Raw genomic sequence first — 12846 nt, 5'->3', positions numbered from 1 at the left:
ATGGCTGTCTACAAAGTTCCCCAGGATGTGGAAGCTGAAGACAAGCTGCTCGGGCCGTTTAGTTTCAAGCAGTTTATTTTCTTGATCGTCGCGATCGGCATGATTGCGCTGGCGTGGGGGCTATTCTCGGTGCTGCCGCCGCTGGCGATTATCCCGGTGCCGGTTGCGCTATTTTTCGGGGCGTTAGCCTTGCCGCTGCGCAAGGATCAGCCGATGGAGGTGTACCTCGCGGCGGTTATTTCGTTCATTCTTAAGCCCAAGCAGCGACTGTGGCGAGCTGATGGCATTGAGCGAATGGTCGAGGTGATCGCTCCGCGGGTTGAGGAAAAACAGTACGGCAAGGGGTATGACCAGGCCGAGGTCAATCGCCGGCTGTCGTATCTGGCGACGCTGGTGGACACGCACGGTTGGTCGGTGCGCGGTGTCGATAATCCAAACAGCTCGGTGATGAACAGCTCAATGCAGGCGGATTGGTACAACGAGGCCCAGACCGCCCAAGACCCGCTCGACCCAAGCAGCAAGACAGCCCGCGCCTTTGAAACACTCATTGAGCGAGCCGACGAAAGACGCCATGATGAAATTGTCCAGCAAATGCAGCGAGCCCAAACTACCCCAACCACCCAGACCACCCAAGACAGCCAAGACGACCAAGTCTACTCGCTACAGACCTCGACCTTCAACCCCTATCCAACTATGCAGCAGTCCATCATTACGCCCATCAGCGAGCAGGCGACCACGACGACCCACGCCGACCAGGTGCCCCCTAGCACAGCACCCGTCTCGCCTGCTATAATGGACTTAGCGCGTAATCACAGCGATCTGTCAGTCGCCTCGCTCCAACGAGAGGCCGGTCGCATCCAAAAAGAACATGATAAGGAAGTCGTGATTTCGCTTCACTAGGTGGGATGTCATGCAACCAGATCAGCAACAGCAACCATATCACTATCCACCAGATGCAGCCGCTGCACCACCGTTTGGCGCACCGTCAAATCCGCCAACCATGCCGGGGGTTATTGCCTCTGGGCCCGACCCAGTCTCCGCAGAACCAACCTCACCGTACGCTCAGTACCCTGATCAGTTCAGCCCGCTGCCACAGCAATTACCGCAGGCGCCAGCCCAGCCGACGCCAGGCGCACAGCCGACAGCGCAACCAGCCCCCAACCCACCGTCCGCATCCGAGCCCAACCAGCCACAGCCAGCCCCGCAACAGCCCGCCAAGCAGCCAACTAACCAGGCAAAACCCCAACAAAAAGGTCCGACCAGCACCCAGAACACGCTGCTATTTTCTGAGATGCGCGAGAATATGATCATCATGAATGACGGCAGCTTTCGGGCGATTGTTCAATGTCAGTCAATCAACTTCGATCTGATGAGTGGCCGCGAGCGGGAGGGAATTGAATTTAGCTACCAAAACTTCCTTAATTCGTTATATTTTCCGGTTCAAGTGCTCATTCGCTCGCGTCGCGTTGACATCGGGCCGTATATCGACCGCCTGATTGACATCCGCCGCAACCAAGACAATATGCTCCTGAACGTGCTGATGGACGACTATATCAACTTCATCGATGTCCTCGCCCAAGAAGCCAATATTATGGATAAGGATTTTTATATCGTGGTGCCGTATTATCAGAGCGGCGACATGCAAGTTATTAAACAGCAGGCCAAGGGTCTGTTCGATAGTTTTTTTGGCGGCAAGAAAGACAACACCGTCACCAAGATTGAACAAACCGCCTACGAGAAGGCCAAGGATGAAATCAAGAACCGAGTTGATTCGGTAATGAGCGGACTGTTTCAGATGGGCGTGAAGAGTTCGCAGCTTAATACCAAACAGCTGGGCGAATTATTCTACAGTTCATACAACCCTGACGTGGCACCGCAACAACCATTGAGTGTTGGCGCCGATGAACTAGCGACGACCTATGTCCGCAAGGGACGAGGCGAATCGCCACATGGATATGGAGGAGTACGACATGGCTAGAAAAAAGAAGCTGGACGCCATTGATATCGCCGCCCAACAGCGGGCCCGCGAGCAGGCCGAGGTTGAGCAGGCTTTTCTCACCGGTGTGAGAACCTTGCGCGACTTTATCGCCCCGAGCAGTCTCGAGCTCAAATCCGACCACTTCCGCCTCGGTTCAAAGTATGGGCGCACCATGTACGTCTACGGCTATCCGCGCGAGCTATACACCGGTTGGCTCAGCTCGGTGATCAACATCGACGAGGTGCTAGATATTAGCATGTTCATTTATCCAGTTGACACCCAGGTGGTGCTCAACAACTTACGCAAGAAAGTGACGCAGCTCGAGGCTAGCCTCAGCATCAATTCCGAGAAGGGCAAGGTGCGCGACCCAGCGATGGAAGCGGCATTGCAGGACGCCGAGGAACTACGCAATCAGCTACAGATCGGCTCGGAAAAGTTCTTCCGCTTTGGCCTTTACATCACGATTTATGCCGACAGTATTGATGAGCTCAACTTTATCCAGCACAAGATCGAGACAATTTTTGGCCAGCAGCTGGTGTTCTCTAAGGTTGCCTCGGCCCAACAGGAGCAGGGCCTCAATAGCACCATTCCACAGCTGACCGACCAGCTCCAGGTTCGCCGCAACATGAATACTGGCGCTATTTCTACCAGCTTTCCGTTTACCTCGGCCGATCTAACTGACGGCAAGGGTGTGTTATATGGTATTAATATGCATAATAACGGCTTGGTGATTTTTGACCGCTTTTCCCTCGAGAATGCCAACATGGTAGTGTTCGCTAAATCTGGTGCCGGTAAGTCGTTCACCGTCAAGCTGGAGGCGCTGCGCAGCATGATGCTTGGTTCAGACATCGTGATTATCGACCCAGAAAACGAATACCAGAAATTATCCGACGCCGTTGGCGGCAGCTACATTCGACTCAGCCTCAACAGCGACACCCGCATCAATCCGTTTGATCTACCGCGAGTAATTGATACCGATGAGGCGGACGATGCGCTGAGGGCGAATTTAGTGACGCTGCATGGACTGTTGCGGCAGATGCTGGGTGGCTCACAGACGACGGCGGGCGGGCAGATTATCGCTGGACTGACAGCCGCTGAAGAGGCTGATATTGACCAGGCACTGATTGACACCTACGCCCGCGTCGGCATCACCGCTGACCCGTTGACCCACCATTCGACACCGCCAACTATCGCCGACCTCTACGATACACTGCTTCATATGGGCGGCACCGGGCCAAGCCTCGCCCAACGGCTCCGCAAGTTTACCTCGGGTACTTTCGCTGGTATCTTTAGTCAGCAATCAAACATCGATATCAATAACACCATGGTGGTCTTTAATATCCGCGACCTCGAGGACGAATTGCGGCCGATCGCCATGTATATTGTCCTCAATCACATTTGGAATATTACACGCACCGACCAAAAGCGGCGCATGCTCATCGTCGATGAGGCGTGGCAGCTGATGCGCTACGACGACTCGGCCAACTTCCTGTTTTCTCTCGCCAAGCGCGCCCGCAAATACCAGCTCGGCCTCACGACCATCACCCAGGACGTCGAGGACTTTATGGGTAGCAAGATGGGTCGGGCCATCGTCGCTAACTCGTCGATGCAGCTATTGCTCAAGCAGTCAACCAGCGCCGTTGATGTCCTTTCCAGCGTCTTCAAGCTAACCGAGGAAGAGCAAAAGCGCCTCGCCAATTTCCCCGTGGGGCAGGGGTTATTCTTTGCCGGACAAAACCACGTTCACATCCAGATTCAGGCCAGCGATACCGAATACGAACTCATCAACACCTCGCCGATCTCTCGACATCAACTACCATCAGAAACGCCGCTCGGCGGGTACGGGGCAGTGTAGTATAATTGGAGGCATATGGCAACAGCAACAAAACCGCCGCGATTTGACACCACGACCGACTCTGATGCTGATGGACGAGCAAATCCGTTTGAGCTACATGATGGCCCCTCGGAGAGACTGAATGCTGGTGAGCAAGCAGCGCTTGACCAGATAGAGGCTGGTTTAAGGGATGATGGCCTTGACGGTGACCAGTTCAGCTACCGGTCAGATCGAGATACCGGTGTTGAAGATGCCGCGCAAAAAATAACAGACAAAGAGAATGGTACTGCAAATCAAGGACCACAAAGTGGTTTTTATCAACCAGAAAAATCTAATCGAACTATGCCCAAAAGTCAAGCCGCTAAGCTCATCGCTCTTGCTAAAAAACGCGGCGGTATCGCTGGTTTAATGATATTATTTGGTGTTGGTGGTGGTCTACTGGCTTCGGTGTTTGGTCCGGCATCAATGCTCATCAATCTCATGGAAAACCTAACTCTTGGCAACGATTCTAGTTCAGTTGTCTCTGAACGACGTCTCGCAAAAAACTTGGCGAATATGATCACAAAGCCCGGCGTTTGCAATAGTAAAAAGATGAAGTGCAAGGCCGGCACGATTTCAAATAAAGGTTTACGCCGTCTCGCAAAGCACGGTGTCGTGGCGGCCGATGCTAAAGGCAAACCGCTTAACCTGAAAAGATTTGGCTACCCCGATGGTAACCCCGAAAAATTTATTGTTGACGGCAAACACATCAAGGCTCAAGACTTGCCTGGTTTTTTAAGCGCTAAAGAAAACCGCGGCCTTGCCGCCAAGGTTCTTGGTCGATCGGGTGCATTTAATATGCGGTTTCGTGTCTGGTCAAGTAAATATCTCGCCAAAAAGTTCTTTAGTAAGTTTAAGCGTATAAAACGAAACGGAGGAGCGGCCACATGGGCCGAAGAAAACAAAAAGAATAACCGACAAAATCAAGGCTCAACAGGCTCTGACGGTGAAAAAAAGAAGACCCCATCCGAAGAATATCGTGCTGATGATAAAATAAACCAATCAGACATTGAAGAGTCGGGCAACAAAGCCAAAGCACATGCCGATAAAAAACTAAAGCGTGCGCGGCGTGCTGGTTCGGCCTATACCCTCGCAACAGGCGCCTGTATCGCCGGACACATACCTGATTTTGTTGTTGGAGGTGTTGCCGGAGCGCAAATGGCAGCACTTATTCCACCAATAGCCAACATGGTTCTCTCGCCGGGATCACAACAAAAAGCTTCAGGCCTTGATCCGCGTTTCGCAATGACTGCTGCCGGTATGGAATTCGTTGGTACAATGTTGACCTCTCGCCACAAAGGCAGCAATGGCAAAGCCGAGTCGGCTCTTGATTCACCACTTCTGCTCTCCGCTATGGGTGTCAATAAAAATAAAGTTCCGCTATCTGAAAAGTTTGCCCCCGGGCTTAAGGTTCGTCGCCACCCAGCCATCCAGGCAATGTATCAATACAAAGATGCCACCAAGGGCGCGTGCAACGTCATCATGAGCGATCAGGCTATGTATTCTGCTATGGCCGTCGATGCAGCAGCGACAGCCTTAGCAGCGCCGACACTTATCGGTGGTATTGTCAAGGCAGTGGGTAATTTCGCAATCTCTCAGATCACCTCTGTCATTGTAGGCGAAATAACCAAAGCAGCCACAAGTGCAGCAGTTCAGGCAATTTTTAAAGCCATCGTCGGTGATAATGATATTGCGAATGCCAAGGGTAGGGAGTTTGGTGACATGCTCGGAACATCGGCTGGTGCATTTTTTGCTGCAGCAAATTCAGCAAAACATCTGCCGGTATTATCTAAAAAAGGCCTCTCTAGTTTTAATCAAGTTCGTCTCGCTAACGAGCGACAACAACGTGAATACGACCTCGCCTCGCTCAGCCCATTCGATACCTCCAGCCGCCACACATTCCTTGGTAGCCTTACCTTTAACTTACGTCAGATGATGCTCCAATCTGGCAGTTACAATAATTCTTTTGCTTCAATCTTCTCTAATATTATCCGCCTCCCAGCAATGGCGCTTTCATTTGGAACCGCCGCCAACGCGAGCGATAACTACTCGGCAAATTACTGTGGTTATGCCGAAGACTTTGGCTTAAAGTCCGAGGTTAATGGCCGCGACGTTACCCCGGCAGTGAACTTTGCCGGCGCTGGGTGTACGGGCTTCACTAAACAGCAGGACGATATGGGTATTGAGGAGGCACGAGAGATCCTGGCAAAGGCTGGGTGGATTGATGAAAGTGTTGATATAGAAAAAGAAGACGACATTGAGGCATTGGTCAGTAAAGGATATATAAAAGACAATACGCCGCTAAAATCGTTTATTGAATCTTGTAGCGATGTCAGCTCAGCAGAATACTCGACCAATATGACCGGCTGCGTTCTCGATGAATCTAGTACCAGGCAAAGTACTGGCAAGCTCTCCAGTGGCGGTTATCGTCCTGTTGTCGAAAGCGAAAATGGCAAAACAAGCGCCGACACCGACTTTGGCTCAATCGACACCGCCGACAGCAGAACCCTCGCCGCCATCTCCGTCTTTTTAATGGATTATCAGATCCAAAACTCCATCAACGGTGAAGACGACGAAGAACTTGTTGGCAGCAATCAGTCTAATAACGCCTCAAACTCCCAAACTGGCGAAAATCTCGACCAGATCAAGATGTACTATCAGTCAGAAGAGCCGTGGAAGAATAAAAAATACGGCATTGGTAATATTGGTGAGTGTGGCTGCGCACCAACCTCTATGGCCGCTATCGTCTCGACTGTCGGCAATACAACCGTTGATCCAGAAAAAATGGCTGAGTTTTTCCACCAAAACGGTGGCCAGATAGGCGGTGGACGTTGTGGCTCGAATTGGATATGGGAAAGTAAGGCCCAGCTATTTAATGATAAGTTCGGTATTACGATCAAGAAAGTGCAGCCAAGTGCCGAAAATGCCTCAAAAGGCCTGTCCGAAGGTGGCCTGGTTCTCATATCGGTCGGTGGCGCAACCCCGTTTATTCGTGGTGGTCACATTATGTTTATTCGCGGAAAGACTGCTGATGGTAAGTTCCTCGTTGGCGACCCGAATAAGCGCTCAAATACTGAAAATAAAGCCGGCTTTGATGCGAGCCAGTTCCACTTTGGCGAAGGAAATGGTACACCGGGTATGTGGGTAATCACTGGACCGAAAAAAATTGGAGGGCAGTCGTCGTGAGAGACTTCCTTTTAGCACACAAAACAGCAATTATTGCTACGCTATCATTCCTCACACTCTCCGCCTCGGTCGTTGTCGTCATTCTGCTGCTACCCACAAACCCGTCGACTCCGCCGCAGTCGTCTAATGATAGCTCTACCACCCGGTCGGGAGGTGGGCAGTACGAGGGACCAACCGGCGGCAGTGGCCAGCCAACCACACAGCAGTTAGTCCTCAGTGGGTGGGATACGAAGAATAGTGCCAATAAAACACTGGCTGCATTCATCAATGATGACACCCAAAATTCGCTCGTTGTAGCAATTCTTCGCCACTACGTAAGTAAACATGTGACCTCTGATGCCCTTGTGTCTGGGACGATCACTAATGTGGTTTTTAACGAAAAGACAATATCATTCACCGTAACTGTTAAGAACACCGCCGCGTATGTCGTGCAGTTTACTATCGCGGATAACGCCGTCACCATTCGAACCGCAAGTGGGGAGCCAGTAGCGTTATGATAGATAACATGAGTTATTACTCCCAGCAGCCACGTGACGATAGGCGATCGTTGACGATTATGGCTGGGCTATGTATTGCAGCAATTGCACTGATAATCGTCATTATTCTAGTTGTTATCCGCAACAACACTCCATTAAATCCAGGACCAACTAAAAATCTTACAATCCCAGAAAAAATATTGCGCGAATCGGCTTCCGCTGCTTTTACCAACCTACAAGTTACGACAACACCGCGACAAACATTTCTCGAAAAAATTGACTTCGAAAATGAGTGGATTTTTCTGAAAGCAATTGCCGCCAATATTGCGACCAACAACCCATCGCGCACATTATATGTCATATTAAAGAAAGATGGTCACGGCAATTTGCAGCTCATCGCATACTCAACCGGCAAAGAGGCGTGGCAGACAACCAGCGGTAACACATTACCAGATAACGCAAGAGAGCGAGCGAGAAAATTATGGAACGAAAATTAGCCTTTCAAAGAGTCGCTGTTATTATATCAATCATTTCGCTTCTTTTTGGGAGTTCACCAGTATTTGCCGAGTTAAATACCGATCAGCTGCGGGCAACATTTGAAGACAACAACATTCTTTTTAGCAATAATTCTGAGGATACAAACTGTTCACCAAATGCCGCACAGTCAGCGAGTGGGGCGGCAGGCGAGCTAGTCGGCGAAGATAATCTAAAGAAAGCATTTAATTACTTTATATCCAAAGGTGCGCCAAAGTTTGTTGCAGCAGCAATCGTTGGTAATTTATATCAGGAGTCAAAAGGTAACCCAATTCTTCGTCAAAATAAAGGCTCCGAGCCAAATCCGCTCAAGGCCGGCGGTAAGTATCACCCGTGGAACCCGAGTAAACCGGCTGGTATGGGCGATGCCTGGGGAATCGCCCAATGGGACCCTGGCGTAGCCGTCCTCTACTGGCAACAGCAGGCTGGCGTCCAGGGTGATGTTACCAGTCTCGAGGTGCAACTAGCTATCGTCTGGTGGCAACTCCAGAACCTTGCACCAACTTCACGTAAAAACGTGTTAGCTGAGATGGTAGCATCAGGCAACGCCGCAGCTGCTGCTGTTATTATGGTAAAGAAATTTTTTGGTGCTGGCATTCCACAGACTATAGTTCGCGTAGCTTATACCATGAAAGCTATGAGTTGGGAACCAGATCCGTCTAGCGCGGCCGCTGCCGCTTCTGGTGCTGCCACTAACTGTAGTGACGGTAGTGGAGGTGGAGGCGGCACCATCTCCGAAGGCGGTCTCAACGAAGAGCAAGCGAAGAAATTCATGATGAATTACGGCGAAAATAAAAATAATGAAAGCCGCAAAGCTATGGGTGACTACTTGTGGAATACTTGTAATGGTGGGGGATCAAACTGTGTGTCGTTCTCTGTATTCTTCCTTGAAAAATTTACTTCAACAAAAAACCTCGGCACCACAGGTAATGGCGAACACGTTGTTAAGCACTTAAGAAATGCTCGAAAGCTACCGACCGGTAAAACACCAAAAGTCGGCGCTGTGTTTAGTTGGTCTGGTGGACGCTATGGTCACACCGGAGTTGTCCTCGGCATTCAGGGCGATAATGTCATCGTTGGCCACGCAAGTTGTGGTAATTCAGGTAAGGGCCGCGGTGATGGCACGCAACGAGGTGGCGGATCTGGATTTATCCTTACGGGTAAGGTTAATGATCCAAAAACTTGGCTCGGACATCTTCCGGATGAGTTTGCCTACCCAGAAGTTGATATGTCAGCAGTGGCGAGCTATGTTGGAGCAAATACAAGTAGAGGTGGCGGTAATGTTGCACTATAATAAAAAACTAATTTTCATTATCTTGGGGTTTATCGGCATTGTTATTATCGCTACGATTGCCTATACACTACTGCTACGCAACCCTCTTGGTGGAGAAATGCATATCGAAAATCTCAGTACATATACAAATGGTAAACCGACCGACACTAAAACCCTCGAAACAATTCGTCACGCATTATATACTACCATCCGCAACAACTACACGGGTGATTTACCAAACAACTCCATCAAAGACATCCTTATCCGCGACGGGTCGTTTAAGCAAACTCATGATCAAGCAAAAGATATCCACACTGTTAACTTCATTGTTGATATTAAAAGCCTACAGCAGTCGTATCTCGTTGAATATACGTGGTCACAAAAGACCAATCTTGACGATGATGCTCAGTATCAATATGGCACAACCGTTTCGTGTCTACCAACCGATCAGCTAATATACGGTTATTTTGGCTGTAATGATGACTTCTCGCGAATGCGTGGACTACGAAGCCCGTACTTAGTCATAAACTGGGGTGGTGAAAAAGACCAGTATGACAACTCTTTGTCCGACCAGCTAACCGGCAATGACACTGACTACATTGAAAAGCTAATCATGAGTGATTATTCTTATGACCATAGGCTATCGCGCATCGCCACGCAAACAACGATAAAAAATATTACACGCGATACATCAACAGGAAAAAATACACTATCATTTACTATTACCGTCGAGGATAAATTAGCCTACAACGTCACTATTGATTACGATAATAATCGACGAATTACCATTACTCAAGACGGTCGATCACTTAACTAACCTAGCGCTTCAACGGCATAACAATATGCATACAATCTGGCGTAGGGGTCTGCTCGCAGATGACGCATGGCGACAGCTTACCGTTAAACGAGAAGGTGACAGTCTCGCCATCAGTGGCGCCGAGCGACTCGATCAGATAGCGAGAATTGAGCGTAATCTCACCGTCGCTCGACACCTCGGCGCTGGCCTCAGAAGTATTCTCGCCGAGTTCCGAAGCGATTGAATGGATTGATAGTAGCGCTTGCTCGTGACTAGCCGTGAGGGTGATACCACCACCGGACTCGCGCGCAAATAGACTAGCAACCTTGGTGATGCGCAGGAAATCGGCTTTTTTAATTACCACCTCGGTCTCGGCGAGTTTAGGAATCAGTTGACGATAGTCGGGAAACTTGCCATCGATCAGCCGACTCACGATCTCTAGATGATCCGTCCGAAACCCGACCTGTGTTTCATCAAAAAACAAACTTACGTCACTTGTTTCGGTATCGAGACTCCGCAGCACCTCCTGGAGTGTCGATGCTGGCACGATGGCGGTAATTTCACCGTCAAATCTCATCAGCCGTTTCTCCGCCAACCGATAACCGTCCGTGGCCGCTAGATACAACTCACTATTATAGGTATGCCAGTACACACCAGTTAACACCGCCCGCGTGGCGTCGCTAGATGTCGCGATAATGGTTTGCGAAACTGCCTTTTTTAACTCATCGGCGCTCATATCCAGTCGTACTGCTGTCTGCTCGTCCACTGTCGGTAGCTCCGGAAACTCATCCGCCACGACACCATTAATAACGGATGAAAACTTGTCTGCGGTCAGATGTAGATGCTCGTCCTTAACCTCCAACTCGACCGTACCACTTGGCAGGCTGGCGACAAACTCGCTCACTAGTCGGGCTGGGATAGTTATCGAGCCGGGCCTCTCGACCTTGGCGCCAACATACTGGGTAGAGGCGATCTCCAGATTCGTCGCCGCTACGACCAGCCGAGAGCCATCGGTTCGTAATAAAATGTTATTCAGTATCGCCAGTTCGTTACGACTAGCGGCGATGCGCCCGACATTAGCGAGGGCTCTGGCGAGGTTTTCTTGGGTGACGGTGAGCTTCATATTCTTATTATAATCCTTTTCTTATTTTTATTCAGTGGTTAGTAATAATAGGTGCTGTGGAAACTGGGTAAATATTGTGTTCAAACAGGGGTGGTAACAGTGCTGTGCCGGTGGAAAAAGTAGTGGATTGGCTGTGTATCATGTCGTGGATAATATGCTGATTATCCACGCGGTGGTGTGAGGTTTGTCTGCGCACGGCCAAGGTGGTGGATAGTCGTTCACAAGTTTGTCGCTGGTTATGCGCACGTTTTACCCAGGTTTTACACATAGAGTTTGTCTCGGATGTCATTAATTTGTTCACGAATGTTGACGCTGATAAGCATCTCCTTGCTAATTTTGTCAACCGAATGAATGGCGGTGGTGTGGTCTTTGCGGCCAAGCTCTTGGGCAATTTTTGGAAAGCTCATCTTGAGCTCGCTCCGCAGCAGGTACATGGCGATTTGGCGTGGCTGCATGATGTATTTATCGCGCCTTGGCGAACACACATCCTTGACCTCAACACCAAAGTGGCGAGCGGTTTTGTCAATAATTTGCTTGGCGGTGATATGTTGCGGGCGAGAACGCTTGATATTACCAAGTAATCCCTCGGCGGTTTCGGCATCGGGTGTGATGTTCTGCATCTCGGCGTAGGCAAGTAGCTGATTGAGCGCCCCCTCGAGCTCGCGGATATTAGTCTTGAAATTGGTAGCGAGGTATTCGATAACGTCGGCGGATAATTCAATATTGCTCAGGCCAGCCTTGGCGGTGACGATAGCGCAGCGAGTTTCATAATCGGGCATCTGCACGTCAATCGTCATACCCCACTCAAAGCGACTACGCAGGCGGTCGGTCAGGGTGGGGATGCTTTTCGGCGGCTTGTCAGAGCTGATGATGATCTGCTTGTCGTTTTGGTGTAGGTCGTTAAAAGTGTGAAAGAACTCGTCCTGAGTTTTTTCCTTATTGGCGATAAACTGCATATCGTCAACGATCAGGACATCGACGTTACGATATTTATCGGAAAATCCTTTTTTCTTGAAGCGAATCGAGTCGAGAAATTCACTGACAAAGGTCTCGGTAGTGGTATATAATACGCGAGCGGAGGGTTGGCGTTTGATAATCTCATTACCAACAGCTTGCATCAGATGGGTCTTGCCAAGTCCCGAACCGCCATAGAGATAAAGCGGATTGTATTTAGTGCCAGGATTAGCGGCAATCGCTTGACAGGCGGCGTGCGCCAGGTCATTACTCGAGCCGACGATAAAGTTGTCAAAGGTGTAGCGCGGGTTGAGGTTGGTTGCTGATTTTTTAGACTGCTTGATGATCGGTTGGGTGGCGGCCGCTGAATTTGGTTCATCACGGCTGAGGCGCTGCTTTCGAACAGCTGTTTTTTTGGGTCGAAAATGAATCGTCGAGACCGCAAGGCCGCTTCGCTTTAAGCCGTCAGCGATGCGCTGATAGTAGCGTTTTTCCAGTTGTGTCAACACGAAAGGGTTGGGTGACAGGACGGCCACCTCGTTATCGGAGATAATGTCAAGCTCAGTCGACTTAAACCAAGTCGAAAATGACGATGGCGGAATTGAAACTTCAATTTCACCCAGCACTCCCTGCCAAATAGCTTGACTATTCAC

At 49.9% G+C, this 12846-nt stretch carries 10 protein-coding genes; 8 read left to right on the top strand and 2 right to left on the bottom strand.

From position 1 onward, the window contains the following. The 8 genes from FBF28_00050 to FBF28_00015 all read left to right on the top strand — a co-directional run bounded on the left by FBF28_00050 (position 1) and on the right by FBF28_00015 (position 10137). Complete coding sequence (locus FBF28_00050) at positions 1–900, top strand: PrgI family protein (protein ID QJU07979.1); 900 nt, start codon at positions 1–3, stop codon at positions 898–900. A 187-nt stretch (positions 901–1087) separates the two neighbouring features. After that, complete coding sequence (locus FBF28_00045) at positions 1088–1978, top strand: hypothetical protein (GenBank protein QJU08795.1); 891 nt, start codon at positions 1088–1090, stop codon at positions 1976–1978. Beyond that, positions 1971–3833, top strand: a complete 1863-nt coding sequence (locus FBF28_00040) for a DUF87 domain-containing protein (protein ID QJU07978.1) — start codon at positions 1971–1973, stop codon at positions 3831–3833. Before FBF28_00045 ends, FBF28_00040 begins: the two co-directional genes overlap by 8 nt. A gap of 15 nt (positions 3834–3848) precedes the next feature. Continuing rightward, complete coding sequence (locus FBF28_00035; GenBank protein ID QJU07977.1) at positions 3849–7037, top strand: hypothetical protein; 3189 nt, start codon at positions 3849–3851, stop codon at positions 7035–7037. Further along, complete coding sequence (locus FBF28_00030; protein QJU07976.1) at positions 7034–7534, top strand: hypothetical protein; 501 nt, start codon at positions 7034–7036, stop codon at positions 7532–7534. Before FBF28_00035 ends, FBF28_00030 begins: the two co-directional genes overlap by 4 nt. 59 nt (positions 7535–7593) lie before the next feature. After that, the gene (locus FBF28_00025) at positions 7594–8010 is read left to right on the top strand and encodes a hypothetical protein (protein QJU07975.1); all 417 of its coding nucleotides are present in this window, start codon (positions 7594–7596) and stop codon (positions 8008–8010) included. Next, positions 7995–9341, top strand: a complete 1347-nt coding sequence (locus FBF28_00020) for a CHAP domain-containing protein (GenBank protein ID QJU07974.1) — start codon at positions 7995–7997, stop codon at positions 9339–9341. Before FBF28_00025 ends, FBF28_00020 begins: the two co-directional genes overlap by 16 nt. Further along, positions 9328–10137 (top strand): hypothetical protein, encoded by an 810-nt coding sequence (locus FBF28_00015; GenBank protein QJU07973.1) that lies wholly within the window; start codon positions 9328–9330, stop codon positions 10135–10137. The genes FBF28_00020 and FBF28_00015 overlap by 14 nt, the downstream gene beginning before the upstream one ends. Position 10138: 1 nt before the next feature. On the opposite strand, the gene dnaN is transcribed toward FBF28_00015, so the two are convergent. Beyond that, positions 10139–11239 (bottom strand): DNA polymerase III subunit beta, encoded by a 1101-nt coding sequence (gene dnaN, locus FBF28_00010; protein QJU07972.1) that lies wholly within the window; start codon positions 11237–11239, stop codon positions 10139–10141. 260 nt (positions 11240–11499) lie between these two features. Then, positions 11500–12846, bottom strand: coding sequence for a chromosomal replication initiator protein DnaA (gene dnaA / locus FBF28_00005; protein QJU07971.1), 1347 nt, complete (start codon positions 12844–12846; stop codon positions 11500–11502).

It is taken from the genome of Candidatus Saccharibacteria bacterium oral taxon 488 (genome assembly GCA_013099195.1).
In the GTDB taxonomy this organism is placed as follows: Bacteria; Patescibacteriota; Saccharimonadia; order Saccharimonadales; family Saccharimonadaceae; genus Nanosynbacter.
This window is presented reverse-complemented; position numbering and strand designations above follow the sequence as displayed.